Genomic DNA, 22,139 nt, shown 5'->3' with positions numbered 1-22,139 from the left:
CGGTGAACAACATCAGCCGTTCACCCGAGGCACCCCCTTCGCTCCCGCCGGCGCGGGAACCGGTGGCTGAGCCCTGTCGTATCCTCCCGTGCCGGTGTGGTCGACGGCGTCGCCGGCACTCATGCGTGTTGCACCTTTCTTCTGTCCGGTCCGTCAGGCCGGGGTCTGCCGACTGCGGTAGCTCCCACGATCAGGACGGATCCCAATGTCTGTCTGTACAAGGGCTGTTGGGTAAGCAGATTCGAGTTCGAGCACGAAGCAGCCGCTGCCCACGGGGCAGGCCGGGACTCAGGGCTGCCCGGAGGCGCGCACCTTCAGCGCTCCCGAGCGGGTGAGCAGCGCGGCGATCGCCATGAACACCAGTCCGTTGGTGACGATCGAGGCGATGTCCTGAGGCGGGGCGCCGTGCCGGAAGAAGAAGCGGCCCAGCTCGGACTCGTACCAGTAGGTGGCGCCGATGGAGAACACCGAGCGGGCGACAATCAGGCCGATCCAAAGCGCCGCGTAGCTGCGGCCGGCCCGGGCGACGACCTGGCCGTCCGGCTCCCGGAACACCTGGACCTGGCTGACGGCGACCAGCCCGAACAGCACGCCGGCCGCGAGGCCGCAGATTTCGATGGCCAGGCCGATCCCGCTGTCGAAGAAGGTGTGGACGAACACGGGGACGATGATCACCGCGACGATCAGCGGGCGGAGCAGGCGTCCGCGGCTCACCGCCTTGGTGCCGAGGTCGGCGTGCAGGGTCGTGAGCAGCACGACGACGTTGATGAGGAGAGCGCTCTGCAAAGTGGACATGGTTTCCGCCGGTAGGTGAAGGGGGTTCTTGTCCACACAGAGTCAGACCTGTGCCACGGCCCGGGCGTCGGCCGAGAAACCGAGGAGGGTGGAGCGCGGATTCCTCCACCCTCCTCCACCCTTCTCCACCTGCCGGCGGGCCCCGGCCCGGCTGCGGGGCAGAGGCGCATGCCAAGCTCACACCATGGTCGTTACCACCGAAGGCAAGCCGTCGTCTGCGCACGCTGTGCCACCGCGACCGGTCCTGCCGCGTGCTGACCTTTGGCAGCATGCGCTGCCCCGGGTGCTCGGGTTGGCTCTGGTGCTGGTCGGCCTGCCGTTCTCGGACGGGGTTGTCTGGTCCGCCACCACCTGGGAGCTGGTGGTGCTGATGAGCGGCGCCTGGGCTCTGTGGTGCGCGGCCGGCTTCCGTGCGGGATCTCCGGTGCCCGAGGCGTTGGCAGTGCCGATCCTCGGCGCCGTAATGATCAGCGGGAACCTCCTGATCACCCTCGAACCCGAGGCCATGCTGGCGACGGCAATCGTCGGCATGGCGGCGGTGTCGTCCGGAGCGATCCTGTCCACACTGCTCAGCGCGGCCGTGCTGGCGGCCGGCGTCCTGGCGCTGGCGATCGGCGGGATCGTGGCCGGCTTCCCCGGGGAGGCATGGGCGCGCGTCGCCGCCTGGATCGCAGCCCTGCTGGCTTGCCAGCTCGCCGGCGCGACCCGGCGCAGCATCGGGACTCAGCATGCGCAGGCGGAGGAACTGCTGCTGCAGACCCGGCGTGTGCACGAGGAGGAGCAGCGGGCCGCGGCGCTGGCCGAGCGGACCCGGGTCGCCCGGGAGATCCACGACGTCCTGGCGCAGTCGCTGGGTGCCCTGGCGGTGCAGCTGGACGTGACCGACTCGCTGCTCACCGCGGATCCGCCGCGCACCGAAGAGGCGGTGGAGCGGGTCCGCAACGCCCGCCGGATCGCCGTCGACGGACTCACCGAGACCCGCCGCGCGATCGCGGTCCTGCGTGCGGACACCCCGCCCCTGCCGGAGGCCCTCACCGCGCTGGTCCACGACCACCGCACCACCTCCGGCGCACCCGCGACCTTCACACCACTCGGCACCCCACGCGCTCTCGAACCGGACGTTGGGCTAGCGTTGCTGAGAGTCGCCCAGGAGTCCCTGGCGAACGCCGCCAAGCACGCCCGCGGACAGGAGCTGACCGCCACTTTGGACTACGAAGAGGACCAGGTGAGGCTGACCGTGCTGTCCGGGCCCGCCGACTCCGGTGGCGACGAGGCCGGACCACGGCCCCGAGTAGCGGGGATGGACGGCGGCTACGGTCTGGCCGGCATGCGCGAGCGGCTGCTGCTGGTCGGCGGTGACCTGACGGCCGGCCCCACCCCGCAGGGGTGGCGCGTGCAGGCGGAGGTGCCCGCATGACTACTCGGGTCGTGGTCGTCGACGATCAGCAGGTGGTCCGCGAAGGCCTGATGACCCTGCTGGACATGATGCACGGCATCGACGTCGTCGCCGGCGCCGCGAACGGCGAGGAGGCCGTCGCGCAGGTCGCCGAGACGCACCCGGATGCGGTGCTGATGGACCTGAGCATGCCGGGGATGGGCGGCGTGGAGGCCACCCGCCGCATCGTGACGGCGCACCCGGACGTGGCTGTCGTGGTGCTGACGACCATGGCGGACGATCAGCTGATTCTCGACGCCCTGCAGGCCGGCGCCCGCGCCTACCTGACCAAGGACGCCGGCAAGAGCGAGATCGTCCGCGCGATCGAGGCCGCGCTCGCCCGGCACACCACCTTGGACCCGATCGCGCAGGAGCGGCTGCTGGCCGCCGCCATCCGCGGCGCCGACCATACGACCGAACGGCGACGGGCCGAACCGCCGCAGGACCTGCTGACCCCGCGCGAGTCCGACGTACTGCGGCTGCTCGCCCAGGGATTGTCGAACGGCGCGATCGGCCGGCGCCTGCTGGTGGGGGAGGCCACCGTCAAGACCCACATCAACCACCTGTTCGCCAAGCTCCAGGTCCGCACCCGCGCGGAGGCCGTCGCCTGGGCCCATGCGCACGGATTCGGACCCGGTGCGGACCGCGTGCGCGCTAGCCAGCCCGCCGGGTGAGCGGCGCGCCGGGCACGTAGCTGAGCGCGGCCGCCCGGCACGGCTGAAACCTCATCGGGACGAGCGTTATATGACTGAGTGTGACGTCTCACCTCTAATTCGGTGCCTTAATGAATTTCACGCAACGTCACGAAAGCCAGCAAAGGGTCAGCATGGAGGCGGCCAGAGATGACGACACCTCGCGGTACCTGCACATCAATGCTTGCTCGCATTTCCATGCTGACCTGAAGGTTTGCAGGTCAGGCGCGTCCACATAGAGTGCAGGTGTGCCCGTGTGAGAGAACCAGTCGTACCACTCGACGGCGTTGCCGACTGAGGTGGCAATGGGTTGGCTGACAAGGCTGTCAGAGTGGGGGACGGCTGTCGCGGGCTCTGTAACCGCCACGTCCCGCCCCAAGGAACGTGGCAGTTTGCCACCAGTCCGAGGCAACCGACACCAAAGCGTGCGGATGTAGTCACCCGGCTGGGCGTGGCCGCGCGACCTGACTGCCTCCCCGTGCAGAATCTGCGCGCTGCACCTCCGCAGTGATTTGTAGGAACCGTGCAACCGGCTCCTCTAGGGCGTGTCCGCTAATTCGGTCGTGTGGTCAGCGGTCTACCCAGTCCGGCGCCCACACGTCGTGCGGGGTTCGCGGGCCTGCGGTGCGCAGATAGTCGCGTAGCGCGGTCAGCACGGGATGCTGGTCTCCGCTGCGGAACAGCAGCACGTGCGGGTAGACCGGGGTCGGGTCGTGCAACGGGATACGCCGCAGGTCGTGGGTCTGGGGCCACAGGTACCGGTCCCCGCTGCCGACAAGGGTGGCCAGCGAGGTCGAGTCCGCCAGGGTGTCCATCAGGGCCTCGTCACCGAAGTTGGGGCCAAGCGCGTCGATGCTCAGGCCGAAGGCCTCGGACAGCTCCTGGTAGAACGCCGCCCACTCCGTGCCCGGCATGATCCCGGGGATCCAGATGCGGTGACCGGCCAGGTCCGCAGGACTAACCCAGGGCGCGTCAGCCAGCGGGTGGCCGGGTCCGACCAGGAGCTCCAGGGGTCCGTCCAGGAGTCGTTCGGCGCTGATCCCGGCCGGGACCTGGGCTGCCGGCAGAGCACGGAAGGACGCATCGACAGTTCCATCGAGCACCGCGTGGGTGGCCTGGGTGGCGTTCTCCTTGCTCAGTGTGACGGCGTCGAGGTTCATCTCGGGGTGGGAGCGGTAGAACCGGTAGACGGCCTGAGCAGGAGCGATGCGCCGGTTGAGGACATCGACGCGCAAGGGACGGCTTCCGGGGCGCACGGCCTGCTCGGCCTGCTCGACGGTAGTCAGGACCTTCTTGGCGTGTGGCAGGAAGACCTGCCCGTCCAGGCTCATCCGGGAGCCGCGGGAGGTGCGGACCAGGAGCGTGACCTCGAGGTGCTTCTCCAGGGTCGCGATCCGCTTGGAGACTGCCTGCTGGCTGATCCCGAGCTCGTCCGCCGCCGCCTGGAACTGGCCGGTCTCGGCGACGGTCACGAACGTCCGCATCGCTTCAACATCCACACTCTCACCCTCATTTCACAACGGTTGGTTGTCGCTGGCTGGTCTCGAGGTTGTTTGATCGCGGGTTCTTCACGGTGGTGGGATTAGCGCATGTCTACTCGCACAGATCAGATCATGTATGTCCAGAAGCCTGAGTTCGCACGTCATATGGAGCGCGTTGTGGAGGTGACCGACGCGACGTCTCGGCTGAACGTGCTGCCGTTCAGCGATGGCGAAGGTCGTGCTGAACTACTTTCTGTTGTGTTCGGTGGTCCGCTCCCGGAGTCGGTGACGATCTACCCGCCGTTCTTCACCGAGTGCGGGCTGAACACGACGTTCGGTGAGAACGTCTTCGTCAACCAGGGATGTACGTTCATGGACAAGGGCGGGATCCGCGTCGGCAACAGTGTCATGATCGCCCCGAAGGTCAATCTCATCACCGGAGGGCATCCACTGCCCCTGGCCGAGCGCCGCGAGTTCCTCTCCTTTGCCCCGATCGTCATCGAGGACGACGTATGGATCGGGGCTGCTGCCGTGATCACGCAGGGGGTGACCATCGGTGCCGGTGCAGTGGTCGCTGCCGGTGCGGTGGTTACTCGCGACGTTCCGGCCGGCACCGTGGTCGCGGGCGTGCCCGCCCGGGTGATCAAGTCGATTGACTGAGCCCGGTCGGGCTGCTGACCCGGGTGCACGGCACCTCTGCGGTCTGTCCTGATGCCTCGTCACGCGTGTTTGACCGAACGGCAGTGGGACCGCATCCGACCTCTGCTGCCCTCCAGTGCCGGTCGTCGTGGCAGGCCGTGGGCCGAACATCGTCGCATTGTGGAGGCGATTGTCTACCGGTACCGCACCGGTATTCCTTGGCGAGATCTCCCAGCCCGGTTCGGATCCTGGAAGACCGTGTGGGCCCGCCACCGCCGTTGGGCCGCCGACGGGACCTGGGACCGCGTGCTCGGCATCCTGCTCGCCCGCGCGGACGACGATGAGCTGATCGACTGGCGGGTGGCGGTGGACTCCACCATCACTCGGGCCCACCAGCACGCCACCAACACCCGCCGCCCCGAGAAGTGCCGGGCCGCAGCCCGAGGGCAGGGCCTCGACGCTCACCGAGAGCCCGCCGGGCACGCGATCGGCCGTTCCCGCGGCGGGCTGACCACGAAGATCCACCACGCCGTGGATGGTCAGGGCCGACCGCTGGCCGTCGTCGTGACACCCGGGCAGGCGCACGACGGCCAGTCCCTGCCGTTGCTGCTGGGCGACCTGCGTGTCCCCAGGACCGGCGCAGGCCGCCCGCGCACAACCCCGGCCATGCTGCTCGGTGACAAGGCCTACTCCTCTCGCGCTATCCGAGCGGCGCTCAAGGCCCGCGGGATCACTGCGGTCATCCCTGAACGGCGTGACCAGCAAGAGCACCGTCGCCGCCGCGGTTCAGCAGGCGGGCGTCCGTCGAAGTTTGATCCGGTGGCCTACAGGAACCGCAATGTGGTTGAGCGGTCCTTCGCCCTGCTCAAGCAGTGGCGGGGCCTGGCCACGAGGTTCGACAAGCTCGCGATCGTCTACCGCTCGGCCGCGGTCCTCGGCGCCGTGCTGGTCTGGGCTCGCATTTAACGGACACGCCTTAGTCAGCATCGTTCCGTGGAGGAGGCTGCTCCGTGTCGCTTGGGCCGCTGCCTCTTGAGCGCGGCGGTTCGGCTCTGGCCACAGAAACACGAGCTCAGGAGGCCAGGCCGGGGCAGCGGTCGGTCATCGGTTTTGACCTGACGGGGCGTCATGAAAGTCAGCATTGGGTCAGCATCAGTCCGACTAAAGCTGGCTACAGCTGACGAAACTTGCGACTTGTAGGTGCGGGTTCAGACGTCACGAGAAGCGTTTGCGATCGCGTTGGATGGAAGCCGGGCGAGGCGACTCGCTGCTCGCTCAAGCTCACATGGATCATGCCGGGAACAACCCGCTCAGCGCACTCGACCCCGGGGTTTAAGCGGCACAGGCGGCAGCTCAGGCGCATCCAACCGCCCCCCGTCGTACCCCTTCACATCCCCAAACCGCGACCCGCTCATCCAGTCCTCCCGAGCCTGAGCGATCTCGTCCTGCGACCGCCCCACGAAGTTCCACCACATCACCAGCTCCTCCTCGAACGGCTCCCCGCCGAGCAGCATCAGGCCCGCGTCCGACGCGGCCCGTACCGGGAGTTCGGTGCGGCCGCAGCCGAGGTAGAGGAGGGAGCCGGGGAGGAGGGGGACGTCGTCGACGTGGGTTTCGCCCGACATCGACAGGACGGCGTACTCGAAGTCCGGCTCCAGAGGGATGCGGACGTCGGCGCCGCCGATGAGGGACAGGTCCGCGCCGACGAGCGGGGTGTACGTCGTGCCGGGAGAGACCGAACCGTCGAGGGAGCCCAGGATGACGGTCGCCGTGAGGCCGGGGGCCGTCGCCGTCGGGAGGGTCCCGTGGTGCTCGAAGAGCGGGTCCGTGTGGCGGTGGGCGTCAGGGAGGGCGACCCAGAGCTGGGCGCCGTGGAGGAAGCGGGCGTGGGACGCCGGGGACTCCTCCGAGTGGGAGATCGCGCGGCCCGAGGTCATCAGGCCCAGCTCGCGGGGGCGGATCGTCTGCAGGCTGCCGGTCGAGTCGCGGTGCAGGACCTCGCCCTCGTGCAGCCACGAAACCGTCTGCAGGCCCATGTGCGGATGCGGCGGGACCTGCATCCCGGGCTCGTCCGCGATGTCGTCCGGGCCGTAGTGATCGACGAACGCCCAGGCGCCGACCATCCGGCGGCCCAGGTTCGGCAGCAGCCGGCGGACCTCAGTGGAGCCGCCCAGCTTCACGCGCCGCGGACTGAGGAGTTCACGGACCGGTTCCGCGACGACGAAGCCGCGGCCGCCGCACACCGAGGGAACCGCCTCGCGATCAAGATTGCTCATGCCCGACAACCTAGCCCCGCGGCCGTGCCGCGTCAGTCGGGCGGCGCGAAATCGCCCCACCGGACGCCGCGCCACCCCGCGATGGGCCGGGCGCGCACCGCCCGTACGGGTCATCCCAGCGCGCCGAGTCCCGCCGTGGCCACTGGAATGGACGAGTGCCCTTCGTGATCGCAGTGCCGGCGGCGAACGCGGCGTCCGGCCCACCGCCGGACGACTGCCTCGCCCGCAACGACTGGATCTGCGGCGAGTACCTGAGCACGCGCCGCCACATCCTCGTGGACGCCGTGCTCCAGCATCTGCAGATCACCGTCGTGGCCGTCGCGATCGCGCTGGTCATCGCCGTGCCGCTGGCCGTCGTCGCGCGGCGCTGGGGCTGGGCCGCCGGGCCCGTGCTCGCCCTGACGACCGTGCTGTACACGATTCCGTCGCTGGCCATGTTCTCGCTGCTGCTGCCCGCCTACGGGCTGTCCGCGACGCTCGTCGTCGCCGGGCTCGTGCTGTACTCGCTGACCCTGCTCGTGCGGAACATCCTCGCCGGGCTGCGGGCCGTCCCCGAAGAGACCCGGCAGGCCGCCCGGGGCATGGGATACGGGCCCGTCCGGCTGCTGCTCACCGTCGAACTGCCGCTCGCGCTGCCCGCCGCCCTGGCCGGGCTGCGCATCGCCACCGTGTCGGCGGTGTCCCTCGTGACCGTCGGCGCCATCGTCGGCTACGGCGGGCTCGGCAACCTCATCTACTCCGGGATGAACACGTACTTCAAGGCGCAGGTGCTGACCGCGTCCGTGCTGTGCGTCGTCATCGCGATCGTCGCCGATCTGCTGCTGCTCTGGCTCGGGCGGCTGCTCACCCCCTGGACGAGGGCGGGAGACGCGTGAAGACCCTCACCGACGCCTGGAACTGGCTCGCCGACTCTGCCCACTGGTCGGGTGACGACGGCATCTGGCACCGCCTCCAGCAACACCTGGTGCTGACGCTGGTGTGTCTGGTCGTGAGCTGTCTCATCGCCCTGCCCGTCGCGCTCGTCCTCGGGCACCTCGGCAAGGGCGGGGCGCTCGCCGTCAACATCTCCAACGTGGGGCGGGCCGTGCCCACGTTCGCCGTCCTCGTGCTGCTCCTGCTCACCCCGCTCGGACAGTACGGGGAAGGGCCGACCGTCGTCGCCCTCGTCCTGTTCGCCGTACCGCCGCTGCTCACCAACGCGTACGTGGGCATGCGCGGTGTGGACCGTGGCGTCGTACGGGCCGCTCGGGGCATGGGCATGACCGGACGGCAGATGCTGTGGAAGGTGGAGCTGCCTCTCGCCCTGCCGATGATCATGAACGGGGTGCGGATCGCCGCCGTGCAGCTCGTCGCCACCGCGACCATCGCGGCTCTCGCGGGCGGCGGGGGACTCGGGCGGATCATCACCGCCGGGTTCAATCTCGCCAGCACCCCGCAGGTGGTGGCCGGCGCGGTGCTCGTCGCCGGGTTCGCCCTGATCGTGGAAGGGCTGTTCGAGATCGCCGAACGGCTCGCCCCGGCCTGGACGCGGGGGAGGGCCGGATGAGGCGGCTGCGGTGGTGTCTCGCGCTGTTGGCGGGGGTGGCGCTGCTCGCCGGGTGCGGCGGCGGGCCCTCCCTGGAGAACCAGGGCGAGGTGACGGGGCCGCCGGGGAACAGCAGCCATCTCGTGATCGGGTCGGCCGGGTTCACCGAGAGCGACCTGCTGGCCAACATGTACTCCCTGCTGCTGAAGAACGCCGGGTACGGCACCGAGATCCTGTCCGTCGCCAACCGCGAGCTGTACGAACCCGCCCTCGAATCGGGGCAGATCGATGTCGTCCCGGAGTACGCCGCGACCTTCGCCGACTGGCTCAACGCCAAGACCCACGGCGCCGACGCGAAACCGGTCGGCTCGCCCGATCTCGACGCCACGATGAGCGCCTTGCGCACCCTCGCCGCACCCCGCGGCCTCGTGGTCCTCGACCCCGGCCGGGCCGTCGACCAGAACGCCTTCGCCGTCACCGCCGCGTACGCGAAGGAACACGACCTCAAGACGCTCAGCGACCTGGGCGCCTCGGGCCTGAAGGTGCGGCTCGCCGCGGGCGACGAGTGCGTGCAACGCCCGTACTGCGAGCCAGGGCTGAAGAAGGTCTACGGCATCGACATCACCGGCATCGACCCCAAGGGCGTCGGCACCACGCAGTCCAAGCAGGCGGTGCAGAACGGGCAGGACCAGATGGTGCTGACCACCAGCACCGACGCGACGCTCACCGACTTCGGGCTCGTGCTCCTCGACGACGACAAGCACCTGCAGAACGCCGACTACATCGTGCCCGTCGTCAACCGCTCCCGCGCGGGCAGCGACAAGGTCGCCACGGCGCTCGGCGCCCTCAACTCCGTGCTCACGACGGACGACCTCGCCTCCCTCAACCAGCAGGTCGACAGCTGGCGGCGACTGCCCGAGGACGTCGCGCGCACCTATCTGGAAGACAAGGGACTGTTGAAGTAGACCGGTACGGGGCGGGTGTGCGGTGACGGGATCGGGGAACGCGGAACGGCCACCCTCCCCTCCTTGAGCACCGGAAACGGGGGACACCCATGAACCGAGTCGTCGTCGTCGGCGCGGGCGTGCTCGGCGCCTGCGTCACCTACCACCTCGCCCGCGCGGGCGCCCACGTGATCCTCCTGGAGCAGGCGCCGGGGCCCGCGGCCGGGACGTCCGGGGCGACCTTCGCCGCCGACGTCACCCACCTCAAGACTCCGTACGCGTACTACCGGCTGAACCGGCAGGGATCCGAAGGGCACCTGCGGCTCGCCGAGGAGCTCGGCGGGCCCGGCTGGCGGCATCCGGTGCCGCTCGTGCAGTGGGCGGACAGCGAGGACGGGCAGCGGGCGCTGCGGGAGAAGGCGGCGCGGGCCCGGGAGTGGGGCCACGATTGCCGCCTCGCGCCCGCCGCCGCCTTGCGCGATCTCGCCCCCGCCGTCGACCCGGCCGCCTGCCCCGCCGATGAGGTCGTCGTGCACGGGGGCGGCGCCTGGTTCGACGCGCCCCGCTTCGTCCGCGCGCTGCTCGCCGCCGCCGCGCGCCGCGGCACCGTCGAGACGCACTACGGCACGGCGGTCACCGGCCTGACGCGCGACGGAAAGCACGCCGGGGCGCTGGTCACCGGTGTCCGGACGGGGACGCGCACCTGGCACGCCGACGCCGTCGTCAACTGCGCGGGACCCGGCGCGGACCGTCTCGCCGACCTGGCCGGAGTACGGCTGCCCCTGCGGCGCGTACCTGGCCTGATCGCGACGAGCGGGCCGCTGCCCGACCGCCCGCTGACCGCGATCCTCTCCGTGCCGGGCCTCGACCTGCGGCCCACCGCCGACGGCGGGGTGCTCGCGCTGTCCTGGGAGATCGACGCCCGGCTGCGCGGCGCCGTCGACGGCCTCCCGCGGGAACTGCACCGGCGCGCCCGCGAGCTCGTCCCCGCAGTCGCGCGGGCGCGGATCACCGACGCCCGGATCGGGATCAGACCCGTACCCCTGGACGGCCTGCCCCTGGTGGGCGCGGTGCCGGAGGCGCCCGGCCTGTACCACCTGGTGTCGCACAGCGGAGTCACTCTGGCCCCCGTCCTCGGCCGGCTCGCCGCGCGGGAGATCACCGGCGGACGGCCCCTGCCCGAGTTGGCGGACTACCGTCCGGGCCGGCCGGTCGCCGACGCTGTGCACGACGAGAATCTCCGCGCGATGAACCATCACGGAGCCAAGTCTCAAGCTGAAGTTTAGGGTGAGGGTTTCGGTTCAGGCGTCCGCGACCGAGTCGAACGCCACCTCGTCCCGCCCGACCCCCTGCGCGTCCGCGTCGACCGACCGGCGCAGCGCCTCGTGCAGCTTCGCCGGGGTCAGCACCCCGAGGAACCGGGAGCCGTCGAGCACCGCGACCCAGCCCGCGTCGTGCTGGAGCATCACACCGAACGCCTGCTTGAGCGGCGCGCCGACCGGTACCCACGCGTTCATCCGGTGCGCGAGGTCGGCGACCCGGCCGTCCTGCCCGGCCAGCGCCGCCTCGTCGAGCCCGACCCAGCCGTGCAGATCGCCCTGCGGGTCGAGGACCACCGCCCAGCGGGCGCCCGTCTCCCGCATCCGGGCGGCCGCCTCGGCCGCGGACTCGTCGAGCCGGGCCACCGCCGGCTGCTCCAGGTCGTCCGGCTCGATCCGGGTCACCGACAGCCGCTTCAGGCCGCGGTCCGCGCCGACGAACTCGGCGACGTACGGCGTCGCGGGCGTGCCCAGGACCGCGCCCGGGGTGTCGAACTGCTCGATGCGCCCCTGCCCGTACACCGCGATCCGGTCGCCGAGCCGGACCGCCTCCTCGATGTCGTGCGTGACGAGGAGGACCGTCTTGCGCACCGCGGCCTGCATCCGCAGGAACTCGTCCTGCAACTGCTCGCGCACGACCGGGTCTACCGCGCCGAACGGTTCGTCCATGAGGAGGACCGGCGGGTCCGCCGCGAGCGCGCGGGCGACGCCCACCCGCTGCCGCTGACCGCCGGAGAGCTGCTCCGGATAGCGGCTGCCGAACGTCTTCGGGTCCAGGCCCACCAGATCGAGCAGCTCGGCGGCGCGGGCCCGCGCCTTCGCCTTCTTCCAGCCGATCAGCGCCGGGACGGTCGCCGTGTTGTCGAGGATCGTGCGGTGCGGGAACAGGCCGACCTGCTGGATGACGTACCCGATGCGGCGGCGCAGCTTGACCGGGTCGACCGTCGCGATGTCCTCGCCGTCGACGAAGATCCGCCCCGACGTCGGCTCGATGAGCCGGTTCACCATCATCATCGTCGTGGTCTTGCCGCAGCCGGACGGTCCGACGAGCGTGACCAGTTCGCCCTCGGCGACCTCGAAGGAGAGGCCGTCCACCGCCGTCGTGCCGTCCGCGTACCGCTTGGTCACCTGATCGAACCGGATCATGCGCTCACGCTAACCGCGCCGCTCAGTCCCCGCTCACCAGGATCACCTCCAGGGTGCGCGGACCGTGCACCCCCTCGACCCGGTCCAGCTCGATGTCGCTGGTCGCGGACGGTCCCGAGATCCAGGTCAGCGGACGCGTGGGAGCGAGCCGTTCGAGGGCCTGCGGCACGGAGGACACCACCTGGTCCGGGACGCGGACCACGCAGATGTGGTGGTCGGGGACGAGGGTGATCCGGCGACGGCCCTGGTCCGGGGAGCCGTCCAGGACGATGGTGCCGGTCTCGGCGACGGCCACGGCACATCCGGTGACCACACTCCCGACCCGGTCGAGTTCCGCGGTGGTACCGGCCTCCTGGTCCTGGACGCGCGTCGGGTCCGCGGCCGACAGCCACTCCGGGGGCAGCCCCGGCGGCACGAGCACGGTCTGCGAACCGCGTGCGGTGAGGAGCCGCGCGATCAAGCTCGGCAGCCCGGCCGCGTCCGTGCGGTGCACAACGGCCCGGTAGTCCGCCAGGTTCTCCGCGAGCAGGTCGACCGTCTGCCCGGTCGTGCGCGAGCCGTGCTCGCGCAGATAGCTCCGGTCGATGTCCGTCGCGTACGACACCGGTTCCCCGGCCGGGCCGCCGAGCGCCCGCCGCACCCGGCCCAGGATGACGTCCCTGCTGCTCACTTGCTGCCGTCCTTTCCGCCGTTCGTCCGCTGCCACCAGTCGCGGAACGATTCCGCGGGGACCTCGGGGAGATCCCGGGTCGCCGTCCACGCCCGGCCCGGGCCCGGGAGCGTACGGGGATGGAAACGGCGGGTGCGCGAGGCCAGCCGCTGGCCGGTGGTGAGCGCGGCCGGGTGGGTGAACGCCCAGCGGGCGGCGCGCATCGCGGCCCGTTCCGCCGCGTGCCCCTTCGCCGGTTTCAGGGTGACCTTCACGCCGCGCCGGGTCGCCTCGCCGCCCTGCACGATCCGCTCGCGCAGGTGGACGAGGACCTCGGGGATGTCGATGGCGACGGGGCAGACCTCGTAGCAGGCGCCGCACAGCGACGACGCGTAGGGGAGCGAGGCGTCGATCTCGCTCGCGGTGCCGCGCAGTTGCGGGCTGAGGATCGCGCCGATGGGGCCGGGGTAGACCGAGCCGTAGGCGTGACCGCCCGCCCGCTCGTAGACCGGGCAGACGTTGAGGCAGGCGGAGCAGCGGATGCAGCGCAGCGCCTGGCGGCCGACCTCGTCGGCGAGGGTGTCGGTGCGGCCGTTGTCGATCAGGACCAGATGGAAGGTCCGCGGGCCGTCGCCGTCGCTGGTGCCGGTCCACATCGACGTGTACGGGTTCATCCGCTCGGCCGTCGAGGAGCGGGGCAGGGTCTGGAGGAAGACCTCCAGGTCGCGCCAGGTGGGGACGATCTTCTCGATGCCGACGACCGAGATCAGGGTCTCGGGCAGGGTCAGGCACATCCGGCCGTTGCCCTCGGACTCGACCACGACGAGGGTGCCGGTCTCGGCGACCATGAAGTTGGCCCCCGAGATGCCGACCTTGGCGCGCAGGAACTTCTCCCGCAGGTGCAGCCGGGCCGCCTCGGCGAGTTCGGCGGGTGTGTCGGTGAGCCCGTCCGGGGCCGGGCGGCCCCAACGGCCCATCTCCTTGTCGAAGATGTCGCGGATCTCGCCGCGGTTGCGGTGGATGGCCGGCACCAGGATGTGCGAGGGGCGGTCGTCGCCGAGCTGCACGATGAGTTCGGCGAGGTCGGTCTCGTAGGCGTGGATGCCCTCGGCCTCCAGGTGCTCGTTGAGACCGATCTCCTGAGTGGCCATCGACTTGACCTTGACGACCTCCGACTCGCCGGTGTCGCGGACGAGGCGGGTCACGATGCGGTTGGCCTCGTCGGCGTCCGCCGCCCAGTGCACGGTGCCGCCCGCCGCGGTGACCGACTCCTCCAACTGGACCAGGTAGTGCTCCAGATGGCGCAGCGTGTGGTCCTTGATCTGCTTGCCGGCCTCGCGCAGTTGCGCCCAGTCGTCGAGTTCGGCGACGGCGCGGGCCCGCTTGTCGCGGATGGTGTGGGTCGCGTGCCGCAGATTGGCGCGCAGGGTGGTGTTCCGTACGGCGTCGTGCGCGGCCCTGGGGAAGGCGGGCATGCCGAGATACGTGTCGCTCGCACCGCTCATGACAGGGGGTCCTCCTCCGTGCTCGCCAGGATCTCCGCGATGTGCACCGGCCGCATGCCGACCTTCAGGCGCGACATGGTGCCGCCGATGTGCATGAGGCACGAGTTGTCGGCCGCGCAGAGCGTGTCGGCGCCGGTGGACTCCGCGTTGCGCACCTTGTCGGTGCCCATCGCCGCCGACACGTCGGAGTTCTTCACGGCGAAGGTGCCGCCGAAGCCGCAGCACTCCTCGGCCCCGGGCAGCTCCGCCAGCTCAAGTCCCTTGACCGCTCTGAGGAGTTGCGTGGGACGGTCGCCGAGGCCGAGCGAGCGCAGACCGTGGCACGTCGGGTGGTACGTCACCTTGTGCGGGTAGTACGCGCCGACATCGGTGACACCCAGCACGTCCACCAGGAACTCGGTCAGCTCGTACGTCTTCGGGATCACCGGCGCCAGTGTCGCCGCGAGCCGGTCGCCGCGGCCCTCCGCGCGCGCCCGCTCGCCCATGCGGGGGTACAGCTCGCGCACCATCGCCGCGCACGAACCGGACGGCGTGATGATTGCGTCGTAATCACCCGAGGCGATTCCCGGACCGAATACATCGGAGTAATAGCGGGCCAGCGGCTCGGCCTCGCGGCGGTACCCGGTGTTGTAGTGCGGCTGTCCGCAACAGGTCTGGGCGGCCGGGAAGTCCACCTCCACGCCCAGTCTGGTCAGGAGTTTCACCACGGCACGGCCCGTGTCCGGGTACAGCGTGTCGTTGACGCAGGTCAGGAAGAGCGCGACACGCATCGTGGCCCCTTCGGTTGTCGGTGCGGCTCGGTCATCGGATGGGTACAGCGGATGCGTGCAGCGTACGTGGTCGGTGGCCCCGGGTTACGAGGTGGTGACCCGGACGTGGGCGGCCGTCCACGCCGCCCGGTCACCGCGCGGCTCGTACCGGGTCAACGGCTGGGTGGTGGCGAGGAGTTGCCGCATCGCCGCCAGATCGCCCACGACACCGTCGGCGCGTGCCTGGACGAGGACGTTGCCGAGCGCGGCCGCCTCGGCGGGGCCCGCCACCACGGGCAGGCCGCAGGCGTCGGCGGTGAGCTGGCACAGCAGCGCGTTGCGGGCGCCGCCGCCGACGATGTGCACGACGTCGACCTCGCGGTCCGCGAGCCGGGCCGCGTCCATGACGGCCCGGCGGTGAGCGAGTGCAAGGGAGTCGAGGATGCAGCGGGTCGTCTCGGCGCGGGTGCGCGGTTCGGGCTGGCCGGTCGCCCGGCAGGCGGCGGCGATCCGGTCGGGCATGCCGCCGGGCGCCAGGAAGTCGCTGTGGCCCGCGTCCACCACCGAGCGCAGTGGCTGCGCCTTCGCCGCGGCGTCGAGGAGAGAAATCAAGTCCGTCTCCTGCCAGGTCCGTTGGCACTCCTGAAGGAGCCACAGGCCCATGATGTTGCGCAGATACCGGACCGTGCCGTCGATGCCGAGTTCGTTGGTGAAGTTCGCCGCGCGGCTCTCCTCGGAACGGACGGGAGAAGTGAGTTCGAGGCCCGCGAGGGACCACGTGCCGGTGCAGATGTACGCGAAGTGCGGTGTGGTGGCCGGCACCGCCGCCACCGCCGACGCCGTGTCGTGGGAGGCGACCGTCGTCACCGGGACCGGACCGGTCAGACCGGTCTCCTCCAGGACGTGCGGGAGGAGTTCCCCGGCCGGGTCGCCGGGGCGGCGCAGTGGCGGGAAGAGCCCGAGGTCGATGCCCGCGCGGGCTGCCGTGGCACGGGCCCAGTCCCCGGTCGCCGGGTCGATGAGCTGGGTCGTGGAGGCGTTGGTCAGCTCCGTGCCCGTCCGGCCGGTGAGCCAGTACGTGAGGAGATCCGGAATCAGCAAGAGCTGCTCGGCCGACCGGAGTTGGGCGGTGTCGCGGGCCGCCGCGAGCTGGTACAGGGTGTTGAACGGGGCGTACTGGATGCCCGTGGCCGCGTACAGCTCGGACGGCGGGACCTTCGCCCAGACCTGCTCCGCGACGTGCTCCGTGCGGGTGTCGCGGTAGTGGTACGGATTGCCGAGGAGCCGGCCGTCGGCGTCGAGCAGGCCGAAGTCGACGGCCCAGCTGTCGATGCCGAGGGAGCGGACCTGGCCCGCCGCGCGCAGTCCGTCGAGGACACCCGCGTACAGGGCGAGGATGTCCCACTGGAGGGCGTCGCCGGTGCGGACCGGGCGGTTCGGGAAGCGGTGGGACTCCGTCAGGGTGAGGGAGTCACGAGTGACCCGGGCGGTCATGACTCGGCCGCTCGATGCGCCCAGGTCTATTGCGGCGTAGGGGAGTTCGGGCATGTGTGGGCTCCGGGGGCGTGCTGGGGTGTGGTGTCGGGGGCGGGCGCGGGGAGGCCGGGGGTGTGTAAGGTCGCCCCGCCTCCCCTTCCCGTTCCCGAAACCGGGGGCTCGCCCCCGGAACCCCCTTCTCGGATCGTGTTCGTGTGCGGGTGCGTCGTGGTTGCTCGCACCGTTCCCCGCGCTCCTGGCGGGGTCTGTTCGGGTCAGCGCAGGAAGGCTGCCGCCACACCTGCGTCCACCGGGACGTGCAGGCCCGTGGTGTGGGTGAGGTCTCCGCCGGTGAGGGCGAACACGGCGTTCGCGACGTGCTCGGGGAGGACCTCGCGCTTGAGGAGGGTGCGCTGGGCGTAGAACTCGCCGAGCTTGTCCTCCTCGATCCCGTACGTCGCCGCGCGCTGCGCGCCCCAGCCGCCCGCGAAGATGCCGGAGCCGCGCACGACCCCGTCGGGGTTGACGCCGTTGACGCGGATGCCGTCACCGCCCAACTCGGCCGCCAAGAGGCGGACTTGATGGGCCTGGTCGGCCTTGGCGGCGGAGTAGGCGATGTTGTTGGGGCCGGCGAAGACCGCGTTCTTGGACGCGATGTAGACGATGTCGCCGCCCATGCCCTGCGCCTTCATCACGCGGGCCGCCTCGCGGGAGACGAGGAAGGAGCCGCGGGCCATGATGTCGTGCTGGAGGTCCCAGTCCTGGGCCGTGGTCTCCAGGAGCGGCTTGGAGATGGAGATGCCCGCGTTGTTGACGATCAGGTCGACACCGCCGAAGGCGAGCGCGGCCGCCTTGAACGCCTCGGCGATCTGCTCCTCCGAGGTGACGTCCACCTCCACGGCGATCGCCTTGTCCGTGCCGCCCAGTTCCCCGGCGACCGTGGCCGCGCCCTCGGCGTTCAGGTCGGCCACCACGACGCAGGCGCCCTCGGCCGCGAGCCGGTGGGCGATCGCCCGGCCGATGCCGCTGCCCGCGCCCGTCACCAGCGCCACGCGCGTGGCGAGCGGCTTGGGCTCGGGCATCCGCTGGAGCTTGGCCTCCTCCAGGGACCAGTACTCGATGCGGAACTTCTCCGACTCCTCGATCGGCGCGTACGTGGAGACCGCCTCGGCGCCGCGCATCACGTTGATGGCGTTGAGGTAGAACTCGCCCGCCACGCGCGCCGTCTGCTTGTCCTTGCCGAAGGAGAACATGCCGACGCCGGGGACGAGGACGACGGCCGGATCGGCGCCGCGCATCGCGGGGGAGTCGGGGCTCGCGTGGCGCTCGTAGTACGCGGCGTACTCCTCGCGGTAGGCGGCGTGCAGCTCCTTCAACCGGGCTTCCACCGCGTCGGGTTCGGCCGTCGGCGGCAGGTCGAGGACCAGCGGGCGGACCTTCGTGCGCAGGAAGTGGTCGGGGCAGGAGGTGCCGAGGGCGGCGAGGCGCGGGTGCTCGGCGGAGGCGAGGAAGTCCAGGACCGCGGGGGAGTCGTCGAAGTGGCCGACCTGGGGGCGGTCGGTGGACGCCAGTCCGCGGATGAGCGGCGCGAGGTGAGCGGCCCGCTCGCGGCGTCCGGCCGCGTCGAGCGCCGCGTACCCGTCGACGACCGGGCCGAACGGCTCGGCCTTGCCGTGCTCGGCGAGGAAGGTCTCCGCGGTGCGGATGATGAACAGGGAGTTCGCCTCGCACTGTTCGGCCGTGTCGCCCCACGCGCTGATGCCGTGGCCGCCGAGCACGCACCCGACGGCCTGCGGGTTGGCGGCCTTGACGGCGGCGATGTCCAGGCCGAGCTGGAAGCCGGGGCGCCGCCACGGCACCCACACCACCTTGTCGCCGAAGACTTGCGCCGTCAGCTTCTCGCCGTCGGCGGCGCAGGCCAGCGCGATCCCGGAGTCGGGGTGCAGATGGTCGACGTGGGCGGCGTCCACGAGACCGTGCATCGCCGTGTCGATGGAGGGTGCCGCGCCGCCCTTGCCGTGCAGGCAGTAGTCGAACGCGGCGACCATCTCGTCCTCGCGCTCGACGCCCGGGTACACCTCGGTCAGCGCCCGCAGCCGGTCGATGCGGAGCGCCGCGAGACCGGACTCGGTGAGTGTGCCCAGGTCGCCGCCGGAGCCCTTCACCCACATCAGCTCGACGTCGCCGCCGGTCACCGGGTCGGGGGCGAGCGCCTTCGCGGAGGTGTTGCCGCCGGCGTAGTTGGTGTTGCGGGGATCGGCGCCGAGCCGGTTGGAGCGCTCCAGCAGAGCGGCGACTTCAGGATGCACAGCCATGAAAAGTCCTAGAGATGAGGGGAGTCGGGTGCCATCGGTGACGGGGCCGGGCGGAGCTCAGGCACCCCAGCCCGCCTGTTCGCCGCCCACCCGCTCGGCCACGATCCGCTCCTGCCACCCGCACGCCGCGTACCCGGCGACCGGGTCCGGGGCGAGGCCCCGCTCCTCGCGCCACTCGGCCAGCAGCGGCCGCACATCGGTGTTGTAGGCGTCCATCAGCACGGCGTTGGCCGCCAGCACGTCGCCCGAGGCCTGCGCGGCACCGAGCGCCTCGCGGTCGACGAGCAGCGCCTTCGCCGTCGCCTCCTGCACGTTCATCACGGAGCGGATGACCGCCGGGATCTTCGCCTCGATGTTGTGGCACTGGTCGAGCATGAACGCGACGTTCGTCGCCGGGTCGAAGCCGCCGTTGCGGGAGACCTCGTACAGGATCCGGAAGAGCTGGAACGGGTCGGCGGAGCCCACCATCAGATCGTCGTCGGCGTAGAAGCGGGAGTTGAAGTCGAAGCCGCCCAGCTTCTTCTCGCGCAGCAGCAGCGCGACGATGAACTCGATGTTGGTGCCGGGCGCGTGGTGGCCGGTGTCCACGACCACCTGCGCCTTGTCGCCGAGCTTCAGGCACTGCGCGTACGCCGTGCCCCAGTCCGGTACGTCCGTCGTGTAGAAGGCCGGCTCGAAGAACTTGTACTCCAGGAGCAGCCGCTGGTCGTCACCGAGCCGCTCGTAGACCGCGGCGAGGGATTCGGCGAGGCGGTCCTGGCGGGCCACGATGTCGTCCTGGCCGGGGTAGTTGGTGCCGTCGGCGAACCACAGCTTCAGGTCCGTGGACCCCGTCGCATCCATGATGTCGATGCAGGTCAGCAGGTGCTCCACCGCCTTGCGGCGCACCTTCGGGTCCGGGTGGCAGACGCTGCCGAGCTTGTAGTCGTCGTCCTGGAAGGTGTTCGAGTTGACCGCGCCCAGCTCCAGGCCGCGCTCCTTCGCGTACGCCCCGAGCGCCGCGTAGTCGTCGACGGTGTCCCAGGGGATGTGCAGCGCGACCTTCGGGGCGATGCCGGTGAACTCGTGCACCTTCGCCGCGTCGTCCAGCTTCTCGCGGGGCGTGCGGGGCACGCCGGCCTGGGCGAACACCTTGAACCGGGTGCCGGAGTTGCCATAGCCCCAGGACGGAGTCTCGAGCCGCTGGTTGGCGAGTGCGGCCTTCACGGCAGCGATGTCAGGCATGTCCACCTCTGAGTGCGCGGGTAGCCGCATGCCCCCGGTCGGAGCGGGCATGGGCGAGGAGCGGGAAAACGTGAGCCAAGATGCGTGAATCGATTCACTTCGGTGGGGAAGTTAACCCCGGGGAGAGCGGCCGTCAAGAGGTCGCGCGTGAGGTCGGCTGCGTTACGCAATCGTGTCGCACGTCGTGCGATCCCTCTGCCCCACACCTCTTGACCTCTTCGCCGGGGCGGGGCTAGCTTCCGGGCAACTTCACTGAAACATTTCACGCCAGGTGGTCGGTGACCCGTCCGACGCCCTCAGCCGCCGCTCGTGCACGCGGTCCTACACCGGCCCACCCCCCTCTCGCAGACTCACGGAGACATGTCATGACGCATCCCGAACCGGAGACGACTCCGGTCCTCGCGCTGGAGGAGGTGAGCAAGTCCTTCGGTGCCGTGCGCGCCCTGCGCGGCGTCAGCCTGCGCCTGTACCCCGGCGAGGCGCACGCCCTGGCCGGTGAGAACGGCGCGGGCAAGTCGACGTTGATCAAAGCCCTGGCCGGGGTGCACCGGCCGGACGCCGGGAGGGTGCTGCTCGACGGCGCGCCGGTCGAGTTCCACGGCCCCGCCGACGCCCGGGACGCCGGAGTCGCCGTCATCTACCAGGAGCCGACGCTCTTCCCCGATCTGTCGATCGCCGAGAACATCTTCATGGGCCGCCAGCCGCGCCGCTCCCTCGGCCGCGTCGACCACCGCGCGGTCAACGACGCGACGGCCGCGCTCTTCAAGCGGCTCGGCGTCGAACTCGACCCCGACCAGCCGGCCCGCGGCCTGTCCATCGCCGACCAGCAACTCGTCGAGATCGCCAAGGCGCTCTCCTTCGACGCCCGGGTCCTGATCATGGACGAACCGACCGCCGCCCTCACCGGCAGCGAGGTCGCCCGCCTCTTCGGCGTCGTACGGACGCTGCGCGAGCAGGGCGCCGCCGTGCTGTTCATCTCGCACCGCCTGGAGGAGATCTTCGAGCTGTGCCAGCGGGTCACCACCCTGCGCGACGGCGCCTGGGTGAGCAGCGAGCCGCTCGACGGGCTGACCGAGGACGACCTCGTACGCCGCATGGTCGGCCGCGACCTCGACGAGCTGTACCCCAAGCAGGACACCGAACTCGGCGAAGTGGCGCTGAGCGTGCGCCGGCTGACCCGCGAGGGCGTCTTCACCGACGTCTCCTTCGAGGTCCGCCGCGGCGAGATCGTCGGCCTCGCCGGGCTCGTCGGCGCCGGACGCAGCGAGGTGGCCCGCGCCGTCTTCGGCGTCGACCGCTTCGACGGCGGCGAGGTCAAGGTGCTCGGCAAGCGCCTCAAGCCCGGCGCCCCGAGCCTCGCGATGCACGCGGGCCTCGCCCTCGTCCCCGAGGACCGGCGCGCCCAGGGCCTGGTGATGGACCTGTCCATCGAGCGCAACATCGGCCTCACCGGCTTCGCCGACACCAGCCGGGCCGGCCTGATGAACCGGAAGGCCGAGCGCAGCCGCTCGCTCGACTGGGCGGTGAAGCTCCAGGTGAAGTACGCGCGTCTCGCCGATGTCGTCGGCACCCTGTCCGGCGGCAACCAGCAGAAGGTCGTGCTCGCCAAGTGGCTGGCCACCGGGCCGCAGGTGCTCATCGTGGACGAGCCGACGCGCGGCATCGACGTCGGCACCAAGGCCGAGGTGCACCGCCTCCTCTCGTCGCTCGCCGCCGAAGGGGTGGCCGTGCTGATGATCTCGTCGGATCTGCCCGAGGTACTCGGCATGGCCGACCGGGTGCTCGTCATGCATGAGGGGCGGCTCGCCGCCGAGCTGTCGCGGGGCGAGGCCAGCGAGGAGTCGGTCATGGCCGCCGCTACGGGGAGGGCGGCCTGATGCCCGCGAACTCGCCGTTCTTCGAAGCCCGTTCGTCGGCGGCCGCGCGTCGTGTGTGGTTGCTCGCGCAGTTCCCCGCGCCCCTGAGGGAG

The 22,139-nt window shown here is 70.9% G+C and carries 19 protein-coding genes; 9 read left to right on the top strand and 10 right to left on the bottom strand.

Annotation, left to right across the window (positions count from 1 at the left end; all coding sequences use genetic code 11):
* Positions 1–288: 288 nt before the first annotated feature.
* Positions 289–795 (bottom strand): hypothetical protein, encoded by a 507-nt coding sequence (locus tag ACFVDP_RS03330; protein ID WP_383482436.1) that lies wholly within the window; start codon positions 793–795, stop codon positions 289–291.
* Positions 796–1,078: 283 nt separating this feature from the next.
* Here ACFVDP_RS03330 and ACFVDP_RS03325 point away from each other — a divergent pair, with 283 nt between their 5' ends.
* Entirely contained in the window at positions 1,079–2,212 is a 1,134-nt protein-coding gene (locus tag ACFVDP_RS03325; RefSeq protein WP_383482434.1) for a sensor histidine kinase, read from the top strand.
* Positions 2,209–2,904 (top strand): response regulator, encoded by a 696-nt coding sequence (locus ACFVDP_RS03320; RefSeq protein WP_383482432.1) that lies wholly within the window; start codon positions 2,209–2,211, stop codon positions 2,902–2,904. Before ACFVDP_RS03325 ends, ACFVDP_RS03320 begins: the two co-directional genes overlap by 4 nt.
* A gap of 587 nt (positions 2,905–3,491) precedes the next feature.
* Here the strand turns inward: ACFVDP_RS03320 and ACFVDP_RS03315 are convergent.
* A complete protein-coding gene (locus ACFVDP_RS03315; protein ID WP_383482430.1) occupies positions 3,492–4,421 on the bottom strand; it encodes a LysR family transcriptional regulator in 930 nt (309 codons plus the stop codon).
* Between the two features lie 114 nt (positions 4,422–4,535).
* Here ACFVDP_RS03315 and ACFVDP_RS03310 point away from each other — a divergent pair, with 114 nt between their 5' ends.
* Complete coding sequence (locus tag ACFVDP_RS03310) at positions 4,536–5,063, top strand: DapH/DapD/GlmU-related protein (protein ID WP_383482428.1); 528 nt, start codon at positions 4,536–4,538, stop codon at positions 5,061–5,063.
* Positions 5,064–5,114: 51 nt separating this feature from the next.
* Positions 5,115–6,008, top strand: a complete 894-nt coding sequence (locus ACFVDP_RS03305) for an IS5 family transposase (protein ID WP_383482426.1) — start codon at positions 5,115–5,117, stop codon at positions 6,006–6,008.
* Between the two features lie 344 nt (positions 6,009–6,352).
* On the opposite strand, the gene ACFVDP_RS03300 is transcribed toward ACFVDP_RS03305, so the two are convergent.
* Positions 6,353–7,318 (bottom strand): pirin family protein, encoded by a 966-nt coding sequence (locus ACFVDP_RS03300; protein ID WP_383482424.1) that lies wholly within the window; start codon positions 7,316–7,318, stop codon positions 6,353–6,355.
* A gap of 164 nt (positions 7,319–7,482) precedes the next feature.
* On the opposite strand from ACFVDP_RS03300, the gene ACFVDP_RS03295 reads away from it, so the two are divergent.
* The 4 genes from ACFVDP_RS03295 (at position 7,483) to ACFVDP_RS03280 (ending at position 11,073) form a co-directional block, all read left to right on the top strand.
* Positions 7,483–8,193: an ABC transporter permease gene (locus ACFVDP_RS03295; protein ID WP_383482422.1), complete on the top strand. Its 711-nt coding sequence runs from the start codon at positions 7,483–7,485 to the stop codon at positions 8,191–8,193.
* Positions 8,190–8,864 (top strand): ABC transporter permease, encoded by a 675-nt coding sequence (locus ACFVDP_RS03290; protein WP_383482420.1) that lies wholly within the window; start codon positions 8,190–8,192, stop codon positions 8,862–8,864. Before ACFVDP_RS03295 ends, ACFVDP_RS03290 begins: the two co-directional genes overlap by 4 nt.
* The gene (locus ACFVDP_RS03285) at positions 8,861–9,808 is read left to right on the top strand and encodes an ABC transporter substrate-binding protein (RefSeq protein ID WP_383482418.1); all 948 of its coding nucleotides are present in this window, start codon (positions 8,861–8,863) and stop codon (positions 9,806–9,808) included. The genes ACFVDP_RS03290 and ACFVDP_RS03285 overlap by 4 nt, the downstream gene beginning before the upstream one ends.
* An 89-nt stretch (positions 9,809–9,897) precedes the next feature.
* Positions 9,898–11,073, top strand: coding sequence for an NAD(P)/FAD-dependent oxidoreductase (locus tag ACFVDP_RS03280; protein WP_383482416.1), 1,176 nt, complete (start codon positions 9,898–9,900; stop codon positions 11,071–11,073).
* A gap of 15 nt (positions 11,074–11,088) precedes the next feature.
* On the opposite strand, the gene ACFVDP_RS03275 is transcribed toward ACFVDP_RS03280, so the two are convergent.
* The 7 genes from ACFVDP_RS03275 to rhaI all read right to left on the bottom strand — a co-directional run bounded on the left by ACFVDP_RS03275 (position 11,089) and on the right by rhaI (position 20,170).
* Positions 11,089–12,252: an ABC transporter ATP-binding protein gene (locus tag ACFVDP_RS03275; RefSeq protein WP_383482414.1), complete on the bottom strand. Its 1,164-nt coding sequence runs from the start codon at positions 12,250–12,252 to the stop codon at positions 11,089–11,091.
* Positions 12,253–12,274: 22 nt separating this feature from the next.
* Positions 12,275–12,922: a lactate utilization protein C gene (locus tag ACFVDP_RS03270; RefSeq protein WP_383482412.1), complete on the bottom strand. Its 648-nt coding sequence runs from the start codon at positions 12,920–12,922 to the stop codon at positions 12,275–12,277.
* Entirely contained in the window at positions 12,919–14,406 is a 1,488-nt protein-coding gene (locus tag ACFVDP_RS03265; protein ID WP_383482410.1) for a LutB/LldF family L-lactate oxidation iron-sulfur protein, read from the bottom strand. Before ACFVDP_RS03265 ends, ACFVDP_RS03270 begins: the two co-directional genes overlap by 4 nt.
* On the bottom strand, positions 14,403–15,176 hold the full coding sequence (locus ACFVDP_RS03260) for a (Fe-S)-binding protein (protein ID WP_383482407.1): 774 nt from the start codon (positions 15,174–15,176) through the stop codon (positions 14,403–14,405). Before ACFVDP_RS03260 ends, ACFVDP_RS03265 begins: the two co-directional genes overlap by 4 nt.
* 84 nt (positions 15,177–15,260) lie before the next feature.
* Positions 15,261–16,703 (bottom strand): rhamnulokinase family protein, encoded by a 1,443-nt coding sequence (locus tag ACFVDP_RS03255; protein WP_383482404.1) that lies wholly within the window; start codon positions 16,701–16,703, stop codon positions 15,261–15,263.
* Between the two features lie 203 nt (positions 16,704–16,906).
* Entirely contained in the window at positions 16,907–18,946 is a 2,040-nt protein-coding gene (locus ACFVDP_RS03250) for a bifunctional aldolase/short-chain dehydrogenase (protein WP_383482401.1), read from the bottom strand.
* Between the two features lie 57 nt (positions 18,947–19,003).
* Positions 19,004–20,170, bottom strand: coding sequence for an L-rhamnose isomerase (gene rhaI / locus ACFVDP_RS03245; protein WP_383482398.1), 1,167 nt, complete (start codon positions 20,168–20,170; stop codon positions 19,004–19,006).
* A gap of 365 nt (positions 20,171–20,535) precedes the next feature.
* Between rhaI and ACFVDP_RS03240 the strand changes: the two genes are divergently transcribed.
* Positions 20,536–22,047: a sugar ABC transporter ATP-binding protein gene (locus ACFVDP_RS03240; protein ID WP_383482395.1), complete on the top strand. Its 1,512-nt coding sequence runs from the start codon at positions 20,536–20,538 to the stop codon at positions 22,045–22,047.
* The last annotated feature ends 92 nt before the right edge of the window (positions 22,048–22,139 follow it).

Origin of the sequence: Streptomyces sp. NPDC057694, from assembly GCF_042799415.1 — a bacterium.
Classification (GTDB): domain Bacteria; phylum Actinomycetota; class Actinomycetes; order Streptomycetales; family Streptomycetaceae; genus Streptomyces.
Note: the sequence above shows the minus strand (reverse complement) of the source record. Positions and strands in the feature narration are given on the sequence as shown.